Genomic DNA, 20,656 nt, shown 5'->3' on the forward strand with positions numbered 1-20,656 from the left:
TTAGCACCGATCCCGTCAGGGCGCTATTAATTCCCGCCGAACATATCCTTAATCCAGCCAGCCACGCCGTCGCTGTCTTTCTTCTCCTGCGCCGGCTGCTGCTGTTGCTGCTGAGGCTGTGAAGAAGATGAGTCAAACGGGTTCGCTGACTGCTGCTGCTCGATAGCCTGCTGGCTTTGCTGGCAGAGTGAATCCGGGTCGGTAGTCCAGACCGGCAGCATACGGGTACCACCGCCGCCACAGACGAAGTTACCGCCATCGTCCACGCCCATGTTCACCACATCTTCCGGCGGCGTCAGATCCAGCGCGATAGGCGACTGGGTCTCCAGATAACGCTGGTAGATAGACATCGCACCGCTGGCGCCGTACAGCTTGGTCGGCTGGTTATTATCGCGGCCTACCCAGGTGATCACCACTTCACGCCCGTCAATCCCGGCAAACCAGGTATCGACGTTGTTGTTAGTGGTCCCGGTTTTCCCCGCCAGATGCAGGTTCGGGTATTTCGCGCCCAACTGACGGCCAGTACCACGCTGCACAACCTGCTGCATGGTCCACAGCGTCAGATAAGCCGCCTGTGCCGGAACGGCACGTTCTGCCTGCGGATAGCTCTGGTACAGCACGGTACCATCTTCCGCAATCACCGAACGCAGCGCCGACAATGGTGCGCGGTTACCGCCGCTGGCGATGGTCTGGAACGCCTGGGCCACTTCAATCGGCGTCAGGTTCAGCGCCCCCAGCAGCATCGCCGGCACGGCGTTGAGCTGATCTTTCGGCGCGCCCAGTTTCAGCCAGGTGTCGGTGACCGCTGGCAGACCCAGCGCCATACCGAGGTTAACGGTCGGCACGTTCATGGAACGCGTCAGCGCGTCCACCAGCATCACCTGACCGCTGTAGCGACGATCATCGTTCTGCGGTGACCACACCTGACCATTCGGCTGACGCAACGCAATTGGCGCATCGGCAATCCAGGTATTCAGGCGGTACTGGTTCGGCTGGCTTAAGGCCGTGAGGTAGGTCGCCGGTTTTGCCAGAGAACCAATCGAACGACGCGCCTGCATGGCACGGTTGTAGCCCGCAAACTGCGGTTCAGCACCGCCAACCATCGCGCGTACTTCGCCGCTGAAGCGGTCGACCACCACCATCGCGGTTTCAAGGTCGCTCAGCTTACGCTGTTTCTTCAGCACCGGAATACCGTCGGTCGCCGCTTTTTCTGCGGCATCCTGCGCGACCGAGTCGAAGGTGGTAAAGATCTTCACGCCGGAGAGATCTTTCACCTTATCGCCCAGCTTCGCCTGCAGCTCCTGACGCACCATCTGCATAAACGCAGGCTGCGGTGAAATCACCCCGCCGCGTGGCTGCACGCCCAACGGACGCGCGCTCAGCATGTCGTACAGCTCCTGGTCGATAACCTTCTGCTGTTGCAGCAGGCGCAGAACCAGGTTACGACGCTCCAGCGCCAGTTTTGGGTTACGCCACGGGTTGTAGACCGAGGCCCCTTTCACCATGCCCACCAGCAGTGCCTGCTGGTCAAGGCTCAGCTCTTCTACCGGACGACCGAAGTAGTAGAGGCTCGCCAGCGGGAAGCCGCGGATTTCATTGTCGCCGCTCTGACCGAGGTAGACCTCGTTCATATACAGCTCAAGAATGCGGTCTTTGCTGTAGCGGGCGTCCATGATCAGCGCCATGTAGGCTTCGTTCGCCTTACGCCAGTAAGAACGTTCGCTGGAGAGGAACAGGTTCTTCACCAGCTGCTGGGTCAGCGTACTCGCCCCCTGCACCGTTCTCCCTGCGGTCAGGTTCGCCAGCACCGCACGGCCCATCGAGTAGAAGCTGATACCATCATGCTCGTAGAAGTGACGGTCTTCGGTGGCGATAAGCGTATCGATCAGCAGATCCGGGAAACCACTGCGCGGCACAAACAGACGCTGCTCGCCGTTTGGCGAGGACATCATAGTGATAAGGCGCGGGTCGAGACGGAAGAAACCGAACTGACGGTTGCTGTCCAGGTTCTCGATGGTTTCCAGGTGATCGCCATCAAAGGTCAGACGCGCGCGCACCTGCCCTTCTTTGCTGTCCGGGAAATCGAACGGGCGACGGATCATCTCAATACTGTTGGCCTGCACGGTAAATTCGCCGGGCCGCGTCATCGCCGACACCTGGCGATACTGGGTCGCCGTCAGCAGCTGAACCATCTCTTTTTTGCTGATCGGCATATCCGGCTCAAGGCTCACCATGCGGCCATAGACTGCCGCTGGCAGCTGCCAGACTTTACCGTCGATGCGGCTACGGATTTTTTGATCCAGGTACACGCCATAAATGGCCATCAGCACGGCAAAAACGATGCCGAGTTTTACCAGGAACCAGAACCAGCGGTGTTTACCGCGCGGTTTTTTCCCTTTTCCGCCGCCTTTACGCGAGCGCGGTTTTTCATCGTCGTAGCCATCATCATCATAATCGTCGTCATACTCATCGTCTCTGAGCTGTCGACGACTTACCTTTTGCTTTGCCGGACGTGCAGGCTTGCCTTTACGTCCAATCGGCTCGCGGTCATTCCCCGCCATGCTTTCTCTCCGCAACATTCAGGCATAAAGGCCTGATTCTCAATTCTTCTGCCACGGGGCAGAAGAAGATATCTCTCAATTTTATGCAGTTTTTCCCCGGCGTCGCATTCGCTCGGCAGAACGAATACGACACAGGGAACTGCGCCATCACGAATACTTTTTCGTCCGCCGCGTCGGCGCGGTGTTTGCCGGATCGTCTGGCCAGACGTGCTTCGGATAGCGCCCTTTCATCTCTTTTTGCACTTCCCGGTACGCCCCCTGCCAGAACGCGCTTAAATCGCGTGTGATCTGCAGCGGGCGCTGCGCCGGTGAAAGCAGTTCGAGCACCAGCGCGACTCGCCCTTCGGCGATAGTCGGCGTGCTGGCTTCGCCAAACATCTCCTGCATACGCACCGCCAAAGCCGGCGGGTTTTCATCATGATAGCGAATAGCTATCCGACTTCCTGTGGGCACAGTGTAATGAGTTGGCAGCAAACTCACCAGACGTTGTCGTAATGACCAGGGCAACCATTCCAGCAGCGCCTGATGAACATCCAGCGATTTCAATCCACGCAACGAGTGAACGCCGCTCATGTGCGGCAGCAGCCAGCTCTCCAGCGCCGCCAGCAGCGAGTCGTCATCCACCGCAGGCCACGCATCTTCCGGCAGCCAGCGTGCAGCGCACTGTAAACGCAAGCGTAGCTGTTCCGCTTCGTTCGTCCAGTTGAGCACGCTTAACCCTTTCTCGCGAATGCCGGTGAGCATCGCCCGGTGCAGTTCCTCTTCCGATGGTTTCGCCAGCGGGCGCACGCTCAGCGTTAACTGGCCAATCTGGCTTCGGCGCAGCGCTTTCAGCGTGCCCTGGTTATCATCCCACTCGATAGTGTCAGATTGTTGAATCAGCTGCGGGCAGCGCGACACCAGCGCATCAATATCCAGCGCACAGGCCTGCAAGATTCGCGCATCCGGCGAGGCATTACCCTGTAACAGCAGCGGCGCAATCAGCCATTCGTGGCGATTCAGTGCATCGTCGGCGTCTAACATCGCCCCCATGCCGTTAGCGAGCTGATAGCGCCCTTCCTGTCCGCGTCGGCGCGCGATGCGGTCGGGGAAGCCCTGCGCCAGCAGCGCGGGAATCGCGTCGCTGTCAGGCTGCCCTGCACGGCGATTAAGCCGTTTACAAAGCTGCTGGCTACGCTGCTGCCACTGCCCCTGCGAACGGGTAAAGGCCTGCATCAAATCGCCGCTGCCGCCGCGCGGAGGCTCTTCCAGAATAGCCGCCAGCCGCGCCGCCGTAGCCACTTCAGCGTCGCTATCCGCCGCCACCAGCATCGCGGCAAGGCGCGGGTCGTTCCCCAGCGCCGCCATTTTCAGCCCTTTCGCCGTTAAGCGCTCATCGGCCAACGCGCCAAGCTGCGTCAGCAGGCGACGCGCCGCTGCCAGGTTCACCGCGGGAGGTGTATCCAGCCAGCTGAGCTGCGACGGGTCGTTACAGCCCCACTGCAAGAGTTCGAGCAGCAGCGATGAGAGATCGCTTTGCAATATTTCCGCTTCACTCTGCGCTGCCGCACGTTCGGCCTGATCTTTTGCCAGCAGGTGCACACACACGCCGGGCTCCAGACGTCCCGCGCGCCCGGCACGCTGGGTCATCGAGGCCTGGCTTATGCGCTGGGTTATCAGCCGTGTTAGCCCACTGCGTACGTCAAAACGCGCCACGCGCTCCTGGGCGCTGTCCACCACCAGGCGAATACCTTCGATGGTCAGACTGGTTTCGGCAATATTGGTTGCCAGCACGACCTTCCGCTTGCCTGATGGGGCGGGAAGTATGGCCTGACGCTGTTCGCTGAGCGGCAGCGCGCCATAGAGAGGGCAGAGCAGGACGTCGTCGGCTACACGCTCCGCCAGGTGATTCTGCACCCGCTGAATTTCGCCAACCCCCGGTAAAAAGAGCAGCAGCGAGCCGTTTTCATGACGCAGCAACTCCGCCGTCGCCATAGCCACCGCCTCATCAAAGCGCTGGTGCGCAGGCAGCGACTGATAGCGACGCTCCACCGGAAACGCACGCCCTTCGGAAATAATCACCGGGGCATCCGGGAGCAGACGCTGCAGCTTGTCGTTATCAAGGGTAGCCGACATGATCAGCAGCTTGAGGTCATCGCGAAGCCCCTGCTGAACGTCCAGCAGCAACGCCAGCGCGAGATCGGCTTGCAGGCTGCGTTCATGGAATTCATCGAGGATCACTAACCCCACGCCCGACAGTTCGGGATCGTGCTGGATCATACGCGTCAGGATCCCTTCGGTCACGACCTCTAACTGGGTAGTCGGCCCCACGCAGGTTTCCGCCCGCATGCGGTAGCCGACCGTTTCTCCCGGCTTCTCACCCAGCAGTTCCGCCAGGCGCTGCGCCACGTTGCGGGCCGCCAGACGGCGCGGCTCCAGCAGCAAAATACGCCCGTTGATGCTGCCTTCGCGTAAAATTTGCAGCGGCAGCCAGGTGGATTTACCCGCCCCCGTTGGCGCGTTCAGCAGCACCTGCGGCGATTGCTGTAAGGCATGAAGGAGTTCAGGAAGGATGCTTGCGACCGGCAACAGGGACACGAATGGCTCCAGAGGGTTAACATTAAACGGCGGACATTGTAGCATCGCCTCAATTCATAACCGAGTCCCCACCATGTCAGAGTCAAAAAGGCTGTTTTTCGCCGTTGAGATCCCAAAGCCCATCCAGAAGCAGCTGGTGCAGTGGCGTGCCGATAATTTTGCCGACGACGCTGGCGTACCCGTGGTCGCCGCCAATCTGCATATTACGCTGGCGTTTTTGGGGGAAGTGAGTGAGGAGAAACAGCGGGCGCTGGCCGCCATGGCCGGGCGTATTCGCCAGCCCGGTTTTACGCTGAATCTGGATGATGCCGGGCAGTGGCTGCGCTCGCGCGTGGTGTGGCTCGGCACGCGTCAGCCGCCGCGCGGGCTACTACAGCTCGCCAATATGCTTCGCGCTCAGGCCGCTCGCAGCGGCTGTTATCAAAGCCCGCAGCCGTTTCACCCGCACCTGACGCTGCTGCGCAACGCCGCGCAGGCGGTGCCTATCCCTGCTCCCGGCTTTCTCTGGACGTTTCCGGTGACCGAGTTCGCGCTATACGAATCACGCTTTGTCAGGGGACGCACAAAATACACGCCGTTACAGCGCTGGACGCTCAGCGAATCATAATAAGGAAAACGTATGAAGTTTACGCCACCGCTCAAGCACGCCACGCTGATTCAACGCTACAAACGCTTCCTCGCTGATGTTGTCACCCCCGAAGGTGAAACCTTCACGCTGCACTGCCCCAACACCGGCGCAATGACCGGTTGCGCAACCCCAGGTGACACCGTTTGGTATTCGACATCAGAAAATACTAAACGAAAATATCCACATACGTGGGAATTAACTCAAACCCAGCAAGGGGCATTTATCTGCGTCAATACGCTGCGGGCAAACACCCTGGCAAAAGAGGCAATTCTGGCTCAGCGTCTTCCCGAACTCACCGGCTACAACACCCTGAAAACCGAAGTGAAATACGGTGAAGAAAGCAGCAGAATTGACATCATGTTACAGGCAGATGATCGTCCCAACTGCTATATTGAAGTGAAGTCAGTCACACTTGCGGAAAATGAATTTGGTTACTTTCCGGATGCCGTGACCGTGCGCGGACAGAAGCATTTACGCGAGCTGATGGGCGTTGTCGCCAGGGGCGAACGCGCCGTTTTACTGTTTACTATCTTGCACTCAGCCATTGAATATTTCTCTCCTGCACACCATATTGATGCTAAATACGCAGAGTTACTCATTGAAGCAAAGAGAAAGGGGGTAGAGATTTTGGCTTATAAAGCGGAACTTTCTGCCGATAATATGACTCTGATATCGCCGTTACCCATTGCGTTATCACCGGGGGTATCTGCATAGAAAGTGTTCGGGCTGCGGCGCAAATACGCTTTTCTTCACAGCATTGTCAAGTGTTACGTTTAGATAATTGCCATGTGGAAAAGCATCTGTTATTTATAGCGGCCTGATTTTTCCCCCGAACACGGGGATCGATAGTGCGTGTTAAGGAGAAGCAACATGCAAGAAGGGCAAAACCGTAAAACATCGTCCCTGAGTATTCTGTCCATCGCAGGGGTGGAGCCGTACCAGGTGAAACCGGGCGAAGAGTATATGAACGAAGCCCAGCTGGCGCACTTCCGACGTATTCTTGAAGCATGGCGTAATCAACTTAGGGATGAAGTCGATCGCACCGTTACTCACATGCAGGACGAAGCAGCAAACTTCCCGGACCCGGTAGACCGTGCCGCACAGGAAGAAGAGTTCAGCCTCGAACTGCGTAACCGCGATCGTGAACGTAAGCTGATCAAAAAGATCGAGAAGACGTTGAAGAAAGTGGAAGATGAAGATTTCGGCTACTGCGAATCCTGCGGTGTGGAAATTGGTATCCGTCGTCTGGAAGCACGTCCAACGGCCGACCTGTGCATTGACTGCAAAACGCTGGCAGAAATCCGCGAAAAGCAGATGGCAGGTTGATAGAACGCTAACGCTCTCACTTCAAGGCGGGAATCTCTCCCGCCTTGTTGTTTTTTTATTGCCATAAATATGTCAACACAACCATACATTGGGCGCTTTGCCCCTTCCCCCTCCGGTGAGCTGCATTTTGGTTCGCTAATTGCCGCACTGGGAAGCTATCTACAAGCTCGTGCTCAGCAGGGCATCTGGCGCGTTCGCATCGAAGATATCGATCCCCCTCGTGAAGTTCCCGGTGCTGCAACCACCATTTTGCATCAGCTGGAACATTACGGCCTGCACTGGGACGGTGACGTTCTCTGGCAATCACAGCGTCACGATGCCTATCGTGAAGCCCTCGCGTGGCTGAAAAGCCAGAACCTATGCTACTACTGCACCTGCACCCGTGCGCGCATCCAGAGCATCGGCGGCACCTACGATGGTCACTGCCGTGACCTCAACCACGGCCCTGAGAACGCAGCCCTGCGTCTGCGTCAGACGCATCCGGTAACCGAATTCACCGACCTGTTGCGTGGCACGATCAAGGCCGACGAACGTCTCGCTCGTGAAGATTTCATTATTCATCGTCGTGATGGTTTGTTTGCCTATAATCTCGCGGTGGTGGTCGACGACCAGTTTCAGGGAGTCACCGAAATCGTTCGTGGCGCGGATTTGATTGAACCCACCGTGCGACAGATTTCGCTCTACCAGCAGTTTGGCTGGCAGGCACCGGACTATATTCATCTGCCGCTGGCATTGAATGAAGAAGGTGCTAAACTTTCGAAGCAAAATCATGCACCTGCCCTACCAACCGGCGATCCGCGTCCCGTCCTTATCGAGGCGCTGCGCTTTCTAGGCCAGGATATTCCGGCGCAATGGCAGGATTTGAACACGGCAGAATTACTGCGTAATGCCGTCGCAAAATGGTCTCTGACCAAAGTGCCTGAAATGGTGAAGATCAATCCGCCATTCTCAAATGCGTTATGCTGAGCTATGATTAGCCGCTATTTTTTTGTCCCAAAGTCAGATATTACCGAGGTGCACCATTTTTACCCGAGTCGCTAATTTTTGCCGCAAGGTGCTGAGCCGTGAGGAGAGCGAGGCTGAAAACGCCGTCGCTAAACCTGCTATGACCGTTATTCCGCGCGAGCAGCACGCTATTTCACGCAAAGATATCAGCGAGAATGCCCTCAAGGTTCTTTATCGTCTGAACAAAGCAGGCTACGAGGCTTACCTCGTTGGCGGCGGCGTTCGCGACCTGCTGCTAGGCAAAAAACCAAAAGATTTCGACGTGACCACCAGCGCCACGCCTGACCAGGTTCGCAAGTTGTTCCGCAACTGCCGTCTGGTGGGCCGCCGCTTCCGTCTGGCACACGTCATGTTTGGCCCTGAAATTATCGAAGTCGCTACCTTCCGTGGTCACCACGAAGACGGCCAGTCCGATCGCACCACCTCACAGCGTGGGCAAAACGGTATGCTGCTGCGCGATAACATCTTTGGCTCCATCGAAGAAGATGCCCAGCGCCGCGACTTCACCATCAATAGCCTCTATTACAGCGTGGCGGACTTCACCGTTCGTGACTACGTTGGCGGTATGCAGGATCTGATCGACGGCGTGATCCGCCTGATTGGCGACCCGGAAACCCGCTACCGTGAAGACCCGGTGCGTATGCTGCGCGCCGTGCGCTTTGCTGCGAAGTTGGATATGCGTATCAGCCCGGAAACCGCTGAACCAATTCCACGTCTGGCAACCTTGATGAACGACGTGCCGCCAGCGCGCCTGTTCGAAGAAGCCCTTAAGCTGCTGCAGGCAGGCTATGGTTTAGAAACCTACAAGCTGCTGCGCGAATACAATCTGTTCCAGCCGCTGTTCCCGACCATCACCCGTTACTTCACTGAAGACGGTGATAGCCCGATGGAACGCATCATCTCTCAGGTGCTGAAGAACACCGACACCCGCATTCATAACGATATGCGCGTTAATCCGGCGTTCCTGTTCGCCGCGATGTTCTGGTATCCGCTGCTGGAGATGGCGCAGAAAATCGCTCAGGAGAGCGGGCTGGCCTATTATGATGCCTTCGCACTGGCGATGAACGAAGTGCTGGATGAAGCCTGCCGTTCGCTGGCGATTCCAAAACGTATTACCACGCTGGTGCGTGATATCTGGCAGCTGCAGCTACGGATGTCCCGTCGTCAGGGTAAACGCGCCTGGAAGCTGATGGAGCATCCAAAATTCCGCGCCGCTTACGACCTGCTGGCCCTACGTGCCGAAGCCGAGCACAACGGCGAGCTGCAGCGTCTGACCCAATGGTGGGGCGAGTTCCAGGTGGTTGCACCACCGGCACAGAAAGATATGCTCAACGAGCTGGGCGATGAACCAGACACCCGTCGTCGCCATCGCCGTCCGCGCAAACGCGCGCCGCGCCGTGAGGGCAGTGCGTGACCGTTGCCTATATCGCCATCGGCAGCAACCTCGCCTCTCCGCTGGAGCAGGTGAACGCTGCCGTTGAGGCGCTCAATGCGATCCCGGAAAGCCGGGTCGCTGCCGTCTCTGCGTTCTACCGCACCCCGCCGCTCGGCCCACAGGATCAGCCAGATTACCTGAACGCCGCCGTGGCGCTGGAAACCGCGCTCGCCGCCGATGTGCTGCTTAGCCATACCCAGCGTATCGAACTGCAGCAGGGGCGTCAGCGCAAAGCCGAACGCTGGGGGCCGCGTACCCTCGATTTAGACATCATGCTGTTTGGCCAGGATATTATTCATACCGATAATCTGACCGTCCCGCACTACGACATGTACAACCGCGGCTTTATGCTGTGGCCGCTGTTCGAAATTGCCCCAACGCTTATCTTCCCGGATGGCGTCAGCCTGCGTCAGCGCCTTGATGCACTGGCGGAAAACTGCCCTGCGCGCTGGTAGCGCCCCTCCCTTTTTTAGCGATCCCTGCGCTACCTGGTATCGTTTGCCTAAAGTCATTGCCCCCCTGATTTCGGCTGTTAGAATGCCGGGTAATACGATCTTACCATCAGGGATTATTATGAAACCGACCACCATCGCTTTATTGCAGAAATGCAAACAAGAGAAAAAACGCTTCGCGACTATCACGGCATACGACTACAGCTTTGCCAAACTGTTCGCAGACGAAGGCATCAACGTGATGCTGGTTGGCGACTCTCTTGGCATGACCGTGCAGGGCCACGATTCCACGCTGCCGGTGACCGTTGAAGACATCGCCTACCACACTCGCGCCGTTCGTCGCGGTGCGCCACACTGCCTGCTGCTGTCCGATCTGCCGTTTATGGCCTACGCCACGCCGGAACAGGCGTTTGAAAACGCCGCAGCGGTCATGCGTGCTGGCGCCAATATGGTCAAGATTGAAGGCGGCGCCTGGCTGGTTGATACCGTGAAAATGCTGACCGACCGCGCCGTACCGGTATGCGGTCACCTGGGGCTGACGCCACAGTCGGTCAACATCTTCGGCGGCTATAAGGTGCAGGGCCGCGGTGACGCCGGTCAGGTTCTGCTCGACGATGCGCTGGCGCTGGAAGCCGCAGGCGCGCAGCTGCTGGTGCTGGAGTGCGTACCGGTTGAACTGGCAAAACGTGTCACCGAAGCACTGTCGATTCCGGTTATCGGCATCGGTGCTGGCAACGTCACCGACGGGCAGATCCTCGTGATGCACGATGCGTTCGGCATCACCGGCGGCCATATTCCTAAATTTGCCAAAAACTTCCTCGCCGAAGCGGGCGACATGCGCGCCGCGGTACGGCAGTATATGGCGGAAGTCGAGTCCGGGGCGTATCCGGGCGAAGAACATAGTTTCCATTAAGGAGTCATGTTGTGCTGATTATTGAAACCCTGCCGCTGCTGCGCCAGCATATCCGTCGTCTGCGTCAGGAAGGTAAGCGCGTTGCGCTGGTTCCCACCATGGGCAACCTGCACGACGGCCATATGACGCTGGTTGAAGAAGCCAAAACCCGTGCGGACGTAGTGGTAGTCAGCATCTTCGTTAACCCGATGCAGTTCGACCGTGTCGAAGACCTGGCGCGCTACCCGCGTACGCTGCAGGAAGACTGCGAGAAGCTGAACAAACGTAAAGTCGATTTCGTTTTTGCGCCGTCGGAAGCGGAAATCTATCCGCAGGGTACCGAAAGCCAGACCTTCGTCGACGTACCGGGCCTTTCGACTATGCTGGAAGGCGCGAGCCGTCCGGGCCACTTCCGCGGCGTATCGACCATCGTCAGCAAGCTGTTCAACCTGATCCAGCCGGATATCGCCTGCTTCGGTGAGAAAGACTTCCAGCAGCTAGCGTTGATCCGCAAGATGGTGGCCGATCTTGGCTACGACATTGAGATCGTCGGCGTGCCGATTATCCGCGCCAAAGACGGTCTGGCGCTCAGCTCCCGCAACGGTTACCTCACCGCCGAGCAGCGTAAAATCGCGCCGGGTCTGTACAAGGTGATGAGCCGCGTGGCGGAAAAACTGAAGGCCGGTGAGCGTGATCAGGGAGAGATGATTGCTATCGCCGAGCAGGAGCTGAACGAGAAAGGCTTCCGCGCCGATGATATCCAGATTCGCGATGCGGATACCCTGCTCGACCTGACCGACAGCAGCAAACGCGCGGTGATCCTGATGGCGGCTTGGCTGGGCCAGGCACGTCTGATTGATAACCAGAGCGTTGAGCTGTAATTTCCGAGCCCGCCCCGGCGGCGCTGCGCTTGGCCGGGCGATAATCGGGTAGCCCGGACGAGGTGCGTTAGCACCGACTCCGGGGGCATTCTGCAAAACGATACCGTTTGCAGTAGGTTATGCGTGACGATGCGCAATTAATCGTAAGCAAGGTTAATCGCATATGGACACCTGGTATAAATCGGGCAATACTGCCTGCGAAATTTCTCAAAGCAGTCGCGAACTGCTTTGTTTCCGTTAAGAATTAAAGGTAGACGCTATGATTCGCACAATGCTGCAGGGCAAACTCCACCGCGTGAAAGTGACGCATGCCGACCTGCACTATGAAGGCTCCTGCGCGATTGACCAGGACTTCCTCGACGCCGCCGGTATTCTGGAAAACGAAGCCATTGATATCTGGAACGTAAACAACGGCAAGCGTTTCTCCACCTACGCCATCGCGGCTGAACGCGGTTCTAAAATCATCTCCGTCAACGGCGCTGCGGCGCACAACGCTGACGTAGGCGATATCGTGATCATCGCGAGCTTTGTCACCATGAGTGATGAAGAAGCCCGTACCTGGCGCCCGAACGTGGCTTACTTCGAAGGCGACAACGAGATGAAACGCACCGCGAAAGCGATCCCGGTTCAGGTTGCGTAATGCCAAGCGCTCCGTCACGGCGGAGCGCTTGTTTACCCTTGCGGTTGGTTGCTGATTAACCGCGACATCGTCTCCAGCGAATCCGTCCGCAGAATATACAGACGCTTCAACAGCATCGGATTATCTCCCGGCTTCACCTTTCCCTTCACCGTCGTCACTGCTAAATGAAAACCGGCATCGCCCGCTGCCTGTATCGCCGTCGCGTTATAGCCACCAAACGGGTATGAGAGGTACAGCACGTGCGGATTGAACTGCGACAATGCCCGTCGCGAGTGCGCAAAATCAAACAGGATATTGTGATAGCTACGGCTCAGCAGAATTGGCCGACGCTGCGCATCCACCCGGTGCAGGAAGTGGGTGTGTGACTGGAAATCAAAGACGTCTTTAATCTCTTCCAGCTCGGAAACGCTCATAAACTGCAGCGACTTCGGCGCCCACTTCTGCGGGTGGCGCTTAATACGCGAGGTGATAATAAACGCCGTAGCTTTAAAGCCGTATTGCTTGAGTATCGGGTAGGCGTAGCGGCTGACCGACTTTAGCCCATCATCGAAGGTAATCACCACCGCGCGGGCAGGTAAATTGGTACGGTTATGGACGTAATCCTCAAGCTGATACATGGTCAGCGTGGTATAGCCCATATCGCGTAGCCAGGTCATCTGGTTGCTAAAGGCGCGCACCGAGGTGGTGGTAGAGGTATGACGAAAACGGGTGTTCTCTTCATCGCGCAGAATATGGTGATAGGTGATGACCGGAATACCGTTATCCACCTGGGCATCCAGCGCGCTGATATAGGCCAGGCGTTCACCGATGCGAATCTGATACCAGGTCTGATTGAGGCGGTCTTTCAGCTTGTTGATAACCGGATAGCGCAGGTTCTCCGCCAGCGTACCGAACGGCGCGCTGCCGATATCCGGGGCGTTGTAGACAGGCGTATCTTTCCAGGTGACCAGGTTCTGATTGCTCAGCGGCTTGTTTAAATCGCCCAGACCATCCTCAACGCGCTGCTTCCCCTGTACCGGCTCAAGGTGCCCCTTATCGATAAAGCCTTTACCGAAACCGAAGCTAAAGGTGTAGTAATCTTCCACGTCCGGCTCAATGGCGATAATTTGCCCGGCGCGAAGGTTGCCAACGGTCATGGTTTTATTACCGATACGCGCCCAGATGGCGGCGTCTTCCGTCGTCTGCATATAGCGGGTGGGCAACGCAGCAGCGACGCTACCAGCGAGGAAAAACAGCAGGAAAACAACCGAACGTATAGCCATGAGCAGTAACCGAAGCGGGAAACGACTCTACTATTGTAACAAAAGCGCCATCAATACCAATGTTTAAGACTCATACAGGTCGTGTAGCAGAACAAACGGCGGGTTTTTCTGCTGCTGATGCCACAGGCTGGTCACTCCGGGCGAACCCAGCGTCACAATGCGATCGCGAAAGTCACTGCTGCTGAGGGAATCCCGCAGAGGAATCATTTGCTCGATTAATGAATAGTGGATACCCGCGATCACTTCGCAACCGCTGTGCTTATGGCTCATCAGCGCCGCCACGCGATAGGGAGCCGCGCCCGCGCTATCGGTGAGAAAGATAACTCCGTCGCCGGAATCAGTCTGATGCAGCGCGTCACACATCATGCGGCTGAGCATATTTGAACTCTGGCCTCGCCAGTAATTGACTGCCCGGCACTGTGGCAGCGGCCCATATTTTTTTTCCAGACGATCCAGCAATTCCTGTGCTTTGTCGTCATGGCAGGAAATGACCCAACCTAACATCGCTTACCTCCTTAGCAGGCAAGCAGTTTAGCTGAGCAATCAATAAATAGGGGTGATGACTGTCAAAGAACGGTTCCCGGCAGGTTTACCTGCCGGGAAATGCAGCACGATTAGCTGCGCAGGCCGCGACCGCGCTGGATGAGGTACCAGCACAGCAGGTAAAACGCCGCGATGAACACCACCAGCACGCCAAACGTGGTGACCAGCGGGACATCGTTAATGCCGAGGAAGCCGTAGCGGAAGCCGCTAATCATGTAGACGATCGGGTTCAGGTGCGACAGCCCCTGCCAGAACGGTGGCAGCAGCGTCAGCGAGTAGAACACCCCACCGAGGTAGGTCAACGGCGTCAGCACGAAGGTAGGGATCAGGCTGATGTCATCGAAGGTCTTGGCGAAGACCGCGTTAAGCAGGCCGGCAAGCGAGAACAGCACCGCGGTGAGGATCAGCGTCAACGCCACGAATACCCACGAGTGAACCTGGAACGGCACGAAGAACAGCGAAATCGCCGTCACCAGAATCCCCACGCACAGGCCGCGCGCCACGCCACCGCCGACAAACCCTGCGATGATAACGTGCGTTGGCACCGGTGCCACCAGCAACTCTTCAATGTTGCGCTGGAACTTGGCGCTAAAGAACGACGAAGCCACGTTGGCGTAGGCGTTGGTGATCACCGCCATCATGATCAGGCCTGGCACGATAAACTGCATATAGGTAAAGCCGTGCATTTCACCGATACGGGAGCCGATCAGGTTGCCGAAAATAATAAAGTACAGCGTCATGGTGATGACGGGCGGCACCAGCGTCTGGATCCAGATACGCATAAAGCGGTGAATCTCTTTCGCCCAGATGCTTTTCAGCGCAACCCAGTAAAGCTGCATCATGCGCGATCTCCTTGTTTTTCATGAACCAGCGACACAAACAGCTCTTCAAGGCGGTTCGCTTTGTTACGCATACTCAGTACCTGAATACCCTGCGCACTCAACTGCGCAAAGACGCTGTTAATCCCCTGCTCGCGCAGCACTTCCACTTCCAGCGTCGAGGTATCCACCAGCGTGTGCTTGTACCCTTCGAGCTTCGGCAGCGGACTTTTTGGCGCCAGGTCGAGAATAAAGGTTTCAGACTTCAGCTTGGAGAGCAGCGCTTTCATCGAGGTGTTTTCTACCAGCTCACCGCGCTGGATGATGCCGATATTGCGGCACAGCATTTCTGCTTCTTCCAGGTAGTGAGTGGTCAGAATGATGGTGGTGCCTTTATCGTTGAGATCTTTGAGGAATCCCCACATAGAGCGACGCAGTTCAATGTCTACGCCCGCAGTCGGTTCATCAAGGATCAGCAGCTTCGGCTCGTGCATCAGCGCGCGGGCAATCATCAGACGACGCTTCATCCCGCCGGAGAGCATCCGCGCACGTTCGTTGCGTTTTTCCCACAAATCGAGCTGCTTCAGGTATTTTTCGCTGCGGATGACCGCTTCTTTATGTTCAACGCCGTAGTAGCCTGCCTGGTTCACCACGATTTGCTGCACGGTTTCAAACGGGTTGAAGTTGAACTCCTGCGGCACCAGCCCCAGCTGACGTTTGGCGTTGACCACATCTTTTTGCAGGTCATAACCAAATACGCTCACGCGTCCGGAGGTTTTGTTCACCAGCGAACTGATAATCCCGATGGTCGTCGATTTACCCGCCCCGTTCGGCCCCAGAAGCGCGTAGAAATCACCGGCTTCGACTTGCAGATCGATCCCACGCAGCGCCTGTACGCCACCAGGATAGGTCTTTGTCAGTTGCTCTAATTCCAGTGCAATGGTCATAGATTTTTGCTTACCTTACATTCTGATACTTGATATTTAGTTTTAATAAATCAGGAGTTGCCCTATATTAGCCCAACGCACTTCACTTGGTTACAAGCCTCCATGAAAGACATTGATACACTCATCAGCAATAACGCACTATGGTCAAAAATGCTGAGAGAAGAGGATCCCGGCTTTTTTGCGACACTGTCGCAAGCGCAAAAACCCCGTTTTTTATGGATTGGATGTTCTGACAGCCGCGTCCCTGCCGAACGTCTGACCGGGCTTGAGCCTGGCGAACTGTTCGTCCACCGTAACGTCGCAAACCTGGTTATCCACACCGATCTCAACTGCCTTTCCGTGGTGCAGTATGCCGTTGATGTGCTGGAAGTTGAACACATTATTATCTGTGGCCACTACGGCTGCGGTGGTGTTCAGGCGGCGGTTGAAAACCCAGAGCTGGGGTTAATCGACAACTGGCTGCTGCACATTCGCGATATCTGGTTCAAACATAGTTCATTGCTGGGCGAGATGCCGCCGGAACGTCGCATGGATACGCTATGCGAGCTGAACGTGATGGAGCAGGTTTATAACCTGGGCCACTCGACGATTATGCAATCGGCATGGAAACGTGGGCAGAAGGTGATGATTCACGGTTGGGCGTACGGTATTCACGACGGCCTGCTGCGCGATCTTGATGTGACCGCTGTCAGCCGCGAAACCCTCGAGCAGCGTTACCGCCACGGAATTTCCAACCTCAAGTTAAAGCACATCAATCATAAGTAAGGGAAATCATCCCTTGTCGCCCGGCCGAACGCCGTGACGCCGGGCATGTCCCGGAGTCGGCGTTCCGCCTCGTCCGGGCTACCTGCAAACTTACTCGTCTAACAGCACCACTTTGCCAACGTATGGCAGATGGCGATAACGCTGAGCGTAATCAATACCATAACCCACCACGAATTCGTCCGGGATGGAGAAGCCGACAAACTCAACCGGCACTTCAACTTCGCGACGGGTTGGTTTATCCAGCAGCGTACAAATTGCCAGTGACTTCGGCTCACGCAGGCTCAGAATCTCACGCACTTTCGACAGGGTGTTGCCGGAGTCGATGATGTCTTCAACGATCAGCACGTCTTTACCGCGGATATCTTCATCGAGATCTTTGAGGATTTTCACATCGCGGGTGGTGGACATACCGCTGCCATAGCTGGATGCCGTCATAAAATCGACTTCGTGCGGAACCTGTACTTCACGGCACAGATCAGCCATGAACATGAACGAGCCGCGCAGCAGACCGACTAACACCATTTCGCTACCGCTGTCTTTATAACGCTCGTTAATCAGACGACCCAGTTCAGCGATACGCGCCTTGATCTCCGCTTCCGGGATCATCACTTCAACAGTATGTTTCATTTAACTAACCACATGATTTTAAATGTAAATCACTCAACCCGTTAACCCAGAGCCGCGAGGTTGATCAGCAAGCGTGAAAGTATACCAGCAAAACGATTGACGCGGCTAATTCGATAATAAAGCTCAATTTGTGATTTCGATCACACTTGTTAAATCCTATAATGAAATGAAAGCAATAATTAACAAACTAACGGACACTTTTCTATGGCTGAAACAAATCATCAACGTCCAGGACTGCTTGGGAGGCTAACCGCCCTCTTCGCGGCATTCTGCGGCTTGTATTTACTGATTGGCGGCGTATGGCTGGTCGCGATTGGGGGTTCCTGGTATTACCCTATCGCTGGCCTGGTCATGCTGGGCATTACGGCACAGCTCTGGCGCGCGAAGCGTTCAGCGCTGTGGCTTTACGCCGTGCTGCTGCTGGCAACCATGGTATGGGGCGTGTGGGAAGTCGGCTTTGACTTCTGGGCGCTGACGCCGCGCAGCGACGTGCTGGTTATCTTCGGCGTCTGGCTGATTTTGCCGTTTGTCTGGCGTCGCCTGGTGGTGCCATCAAGCGGTGCCGTGGCGGCTTTGCTCGTCGCGCTGATTATCAGCGCCGGTATCCTCACCTGGGCCGGTTTCCACGATCCGCAGGAGGTTAACGGCACACTGAGCGCAGATGCGACAACGGCCGAGCCAATCTCCCAGGTCGCAGACCAGGACTGGCCAGCCTATGGGCGCAACCAGGAAGGCCAGCGCTTCTCGCCGTTAAAGCAGATTAATGCCGACAACGTACACAACCTGAAGGAAGCCTGGGTATTCCGCACCGGCGACCTGAAACAGCCAAACGATCCGGGTGAAATCACCAACGAAGTCACGCCGATCAAGATTGGCAATATGCTCTACCTCTGTACCGCCCACCAGCGCGTGTTTGCCCTGGATGCAGCAACCGGTAAAGAGAAATGGCACTTTGACCCGCAGCTCGGCACTGACCCGAGCTTCCAGCATGTGACCTGCCGTGGCGTCTCTTACCACGAAGCAACCGCTGCAAACGCGTCACCTGACGTGGTTGCCGACTGCCCTCGCCGCATTATCCTGCCGGTGAACGATGGCCGTATCTTCGCCCTCAACGCCGACACCGGTAAGCTGTGCGAGAGCTTTGCCAACAAAGGCATTCTCAACCTGCAAACCGACATGCCGGTCACCACGCCGGGCATGTACGAACCGACTTCACCACCGATTATCACCGATAAAGTCATCGTGATTGCCGGTGCAGTCACCGATAACTTCTCTACCCGTGAGCCGTCTGGCGTGATTCGCGGCTTTGATGTTAACAGCGGCAAGCTGCTGTGGGCCTTTGATCCGGGTGCGAAAGATCCAAACGCTATCCCGCCAGCAGGTTCGCATTATACCTTCAACTCGCCGAACTCCTGGGCGCCAGCGGCCTATGACGCGAAGCTGGATCTGGTCTATCTGCCGATGGGTGTCACCACGCCGGATATCTGGGGTGGCAACCGTACGCCAGAGCAGGAACGCTACGCGAGCTCAATTGTGGCGCTGAATGCGACCACCGGTAAGCTTGCCTGGAGCTACCAGACCGTTCACCACGATCTGTGGGATATGGATATGCCGTCCCAGCCGACGCTGGCAGATATCAGCGTTGACGGTAAGACGGTGCCAGTCATCTACGCCCCGGCGAAAACCGGTAATATCTTCGTGCTCGACCGCCGTAACGGCGAACTGGTTGTGCCGGCCCCGGAAAAACCGGTTCCTCAGGGTGCAGCCAAAGGCGACTACGTCACCAAAACCCAGCCGTTCTCCGACCTGAGCTTCCGTCCTAAGAAAGATCTGACCGGTGCGGACATGTGGGGCGCCACCATGTTCGACCAGCTGGTGTGCCGCGTGATGTTCCACAAACTGCGCTATGAAGGCATCTTCACCCCGCCGTCCGAGCAGGGCACGCTGGTGTTCCCGGGTAACCTGGGGATGTTCGAGTGGGGCGGTATCTCCGTTGACCCTAACCGTCAGGTGGCGATTGCTAACCCGATGGCGCTGCCGTTTGTGTCGAAGCTGATCCCACGTGGCCCTGGCAACCCGATGGAGCCGCCGAAAGATGCGAAGTCGAGCGGTACCGAGTCTGGTATTCAGCCGCAGTACGGCGTGCCGTTTGGCGTGACGCTGAACGCATTCCTGTCACCGTTTGGCCTGCCGTGCAAACAGCCAGCCTGGGGTTATATCTCGGCGCTGGATCTGAAAACTAACGAAGTAGTGTGGAAAAAACGTCTGGGTACACCGCAGGATAGCCTGCCGTTCCCACTGCCGGTTCCGCTGCCGTTTAATATGGGTATGCCGATGCTGGGTGGCCCAATTTCCACAGCCGGTAACGTGCTGTTCATCGCGGCAACTGCCGATAACTACCTGCGTGCTTACAACATGAGCAACGGTGAGAAACTGTGGCAGGGTCGTCTGCCAGCAGGCGGTCAGGCGACGCCGATGACCTATGAGGTGAATGGCAAGCAGTACGTGGTCATTTCCGCAGGTGGTCATGGATCGTTTGGTACGAAGATGGGTGATTATATCGTCGCCTATGCGTTACCTGACGACGCGAAGTAAGCGTTAGCCGACCCCGGGGTCGGCGTAAACGCCTCGCCCGGGCTACGAACGTTGTGGCCCGGCCGATTTACTTATCAAACTTAATCGACAGCAACGAAGCCCTGGCCACATCCTTATACTGCCCTTCCAAATCTTTTGTCATGTTAAAGGCAGCTTGCACGGCCTTCTCGTTTTCTGACGCCACCAGCAGCATATTCAGAACCTCAGTATCCGGTGCCTGAGAGCGGAAGGTAATCAACCACGCTTTATGCCCATCCACCGTGACGGCTTCCACCTTCGGCTTGAAATTATTCAGCATTTTCAGCGTCGCATCCTTTGCCACATCAAGCTTGTCTGCGGGCAGCGCATGACGACCGTTGCTGATGCCTAAGGACGCTTTGCCACGTTCGTCGCCATAAATGACCTGCGGGCGGTTTTCAGAAGGGTATTTGATTTTCGCCATGTCATCAGGCATTGGCGTAAGCGTCTGCGGGATCTCGATGCTCAGCTTTAATTCAGGAATGTCTTTACGTTCCATCTTCATGTCAGCGTGCGCCGATACCGCCACCAGCATGACAAAAGAGGCTGCCAGAGCCTTACCAAAGATAGCCATTCTTACCTCATGATTAATCGTTAACCACAGGAGTATAGCGAGAAGTTGGCTGAATAATATGGCTGAAATCTATATCTGCCACAGAGGGTTACCGGATAGCGGGGTCGCTA

General features: G+C 56.6%; 19 protein-coding genes. 11 read left to right on the top strand and 8 right to left on the bottom strand.

From position 1 onward, the window contains the following. Positions 1–26: 26 nt before the first annotated feature. Together mrcB and hrpB are read right to left on the bottom strand one after the other, a co-directional pair. Entirely contained in the window at positions 27–2,561 is a 2,535-nt protein-coding gene (gene mrcB, locus HII27_RS19565; RefSeq protein ID WP_185669240.1) for a bifunctional glycosyl transferase/transpeptidase, read from the bottom strand. A gap of 147 nt (positions 2,562–2,708) precedes the next feature. After that, a complete protein-coding gene (gene hrpB / locus HII27_RS19570) occupies positions 2,709–5,138 on the bottom strand; it encodes an ATP-dependent helicase HrpB (protein WP_185669241.1) in 2,430 nt (809 codons plus the stop codon). A 73-nt stretch (positions 5,139–5,211) separates the two neighbouring features. Here hrpB and thpR point away from each other — a divergent pair, with 73 nt between their 5' ends. The 9 genes from thpR (at position 5,212) to panD (ending at position 12,397) form a co-directional block, all read left to right on the top strand. Further along, positions 5,212–5,745 carry an RNA 2',3'-cyclic phosphodiesterase gene (gene thpR / locus HII27_RS19575; RefSeq protein ID WP_185669242.1) on the top strand — a complete coding sequence of 178 codons (534 nt, stop codon included), beginning with the start codon at positions 5,212–5,214 and terminating at the stop codon, positions 5,743–5,745. A gap of 12 nt (positions 5,746–5,757) precedes the next feature. Continuing rightward, the gene (sfsA, locus tag HII27_RS19580) at positions 5,758–6,480 is read left to right on the top strand and encodes a DNA/RNA nuclease SfsA (RefSeq protein WP_185669243.1); all 723 of its coding nucleotides are present in this window, start codon (positions 5,758–5,760) and stop codon (positions 6,478–6,480) included. Positions 6,481–6,636: 156 nt separating this feature from the next. After that, a complete protein-coding gene (gene dksA / locus HII27_RS19585) occupies positions 6,637–7,092 on the top strand; it encodes an RNA polymerase-binding protein DksA (protein WP_035891939.1) in 456 nt (151 codons plus the stop codon). A gap of 69 nt (positions 7,093–7,161) precedes the next feature. Next, positions 7,162–8,058, top strand: coding sequence for a tRNA glutamyl-Q(34) synthetase GluQRS (gluQRS, locus tag HII27_RS19590; RefSeq protein ID WP_185669244.1), 897 nt, complete (start codon positions 7,162–7,164; stop codon positions 8,056–8,058). Positions 8,059–8,113: 55 nt separating this feature from the next. Then, the gene (pcnB, locus tag HII27_RS19595; RefSeq protein WP_220440858.1) at positions 8,114–9,511 is read left to right on the top strand and encodes a polynucleotide adenylyltransferase PcnB; all 1,398 of its coding nucleotides are present in this window, start codon (positions 8,114–8,116) and stop codon (positions 9,509–9,511) included. Beyond that, entirely contained in the window at positions 9,508–9,987 is a 480-nt protein-coding gene (folK, locus tag HII27_RS19600) for a 2-amino-4-hydroxy-6-hydroxymethyldihydropteridine diphosphokinase (RefSeq protein ID WP_185669245.1), read from the top strand. Before pcnB ends, folK begins: the two co-directional genes overlap by 4 nt. Before the next feature lie 118 nt (positions 9,988–10,105). Then, a complete protein-coding gene (gene panB / locus HII27_RS19605; protein WP_185669246.1) occupies positions 10,106–10,897 on the top strand; it encodes a 3-methyl-2-oxobutanoate hydroxymethyltransferase in 792 nt (263 codons plus the stop codon). An 11-nt stretch (positions 10,898–10,908) separates the two neighbouring features. Next, the gene (gene panC, locus HII27_RS19610; protein WP_185669247.1) at positions 10,909–11,757 is read left to right on the top strand and encodes a pantoate--beta-alanine ligase; all 849 of its coding nucleotides are present in this window, start codon (positions 10,909–10,911) and stop codon (positions 11,755–11,757) included. A gap of 259 nt (positions 11,758–12,016) precedes the next feature. Beyond that, positions 12,017–12,397 (top strand): aspartate 1-decarboxylase, encoded by a 381-nt coding sequence (panD, locus tag HII27_RS19615; protein WP_035891933.1) that lies wholly within the window; start codon positions 12,017–12,019, stop codon positions 12,395–12,397. Positions 12,398–12,429: 32 nt separating this feature from the next. Here panD and HII27_RS19620 read toward each other — a convergent pair whose 3' ends face one another. From HII27_RS19620 to HII27_RS19635, 4 genes are all read right to left on the bottom strand, one after another. Further along, a complete protein-coding gene (locus tag HII27_RS19620) occupies positions 12,430–13,659 on the bottom strand; it encodes a polysaccharide deacetylase family protein (RefSeq protein ID WP_185669248.1) in 1,230 nt (409 codons plus the stop codon). Between the two features lie 63 nt (positions 13,660–13,722). After that, positions 13,723–14,163, bottom strand: a complete 441-nt coding sequence (locus HII27_RS19625; protein WP_185669249.1) for a PTS sugar transporter subunit IIA — start codon at positions 14,161–14,163, stop codon at positions 13,723–13,725. 110 nt (positions 14,164–14,273) lie between these two features. After that, positions 14,274–15,044: an ABC transporter permease gene (locus HII27_RS19630; RefSeq protein WP_035891927.1), complete on the bottom strand. Its 771-nt coding sequence runs from the start codon at positions 15,042–15,044 to the stop codon at positions 14,274–14,276. Beyond that, positions 15,041–15,967 (bottom strand): ABC transporter ATP-binding protein, encoded by a 927-nt coding sequence (locus HII27_RS19635; protein ID WP_185669250.1) that lies wholly within the window; start codon positions 15,965–15,967, stop codon positions 15,041–15,043. The genes HII27_RS19630 and HII27_RS19635 overlap by 4 nt, the downstream gene beginning before the upstream one ends. Before the next feature lie 102 nt (positions 15,968–16,069). On the opposite strand from HII27_RS19635, the gene can reads away from it, so the two are divergent. After that, positions 16,070–16,732, top strand: a complete 663-nt coding sequence (gene can, locus HII27_RS19640; protein WP_106925477.1) for a carbonate dehydratase — start codon at positions 16,070–16,072, stop codon at positions 16,730–16,732. A gap of 90 nt (positions 16,733–16,822) precedes the next feature. On the opposite strand, the gene hpt is transcribed toward can, so the two are convergent. Beyond that, positions 16,823–17,359: a hypoxanthine phosphoribosyltransferase gene (gene hpt, locus HII27_RS19645; protein ID WP_035891924.1), complete on the bottom strand. Its 537-nt coding sequence runs from the start codon at positions 17,357–17,359 to the stop codon at positions 16,823–16,825. A 204-nt stretch (positions 17,360–17,563) separates the two neighbouring features. On the opposite strand from hpt, the gene HII27_RS19650 reads away from it, so the two are divergent. After that, on the top strand, positions 17,564–19,954 hold the full coding sequence (locus tag HII27_RS19650) for a glucose/quinate/shikimate family membrane-bound PQQ-dependent dehydrogenase (RefSeq protein ID WP_185669251.1): 2,391 nt from the start codon (positions 17,564–17,566) through the stop codon (positions 19,952–19,954). Positions 19,955–20,021: 67 nt separating this feature from the next. On the opposite strand, the gene HII27_RS19655 is transcribed toward HII27_RS19650, so the two are convergent. Beyond that, positions 20,022–20,546 carry a hypothetical protein gene (locus HII27_RS19655; protein WP_185669252.1) on the bottom strand — a complete coding sequence of 175 codons (525 nt, stop codon included), beginning with the start codon at positions 20,544–20,546 and terminating at the stop codon, positions 20,022–20,024. Between the last annotated feature and the right edge of the window lie 110 nt (positions 20,547–20,656).

The sequence above is a fragment of the Kluyvera sichuanensis genome (assembly GCF_014218705.1).
In the GTDB taxonomy this organism is placed as follows: domain Bacteria; phylum Pseudomonadota; class Gammaproteobacteria; order Enterobacterales; family Enterobacteriaceae; genus Kluyvera; species Kluyvera sichuanensis.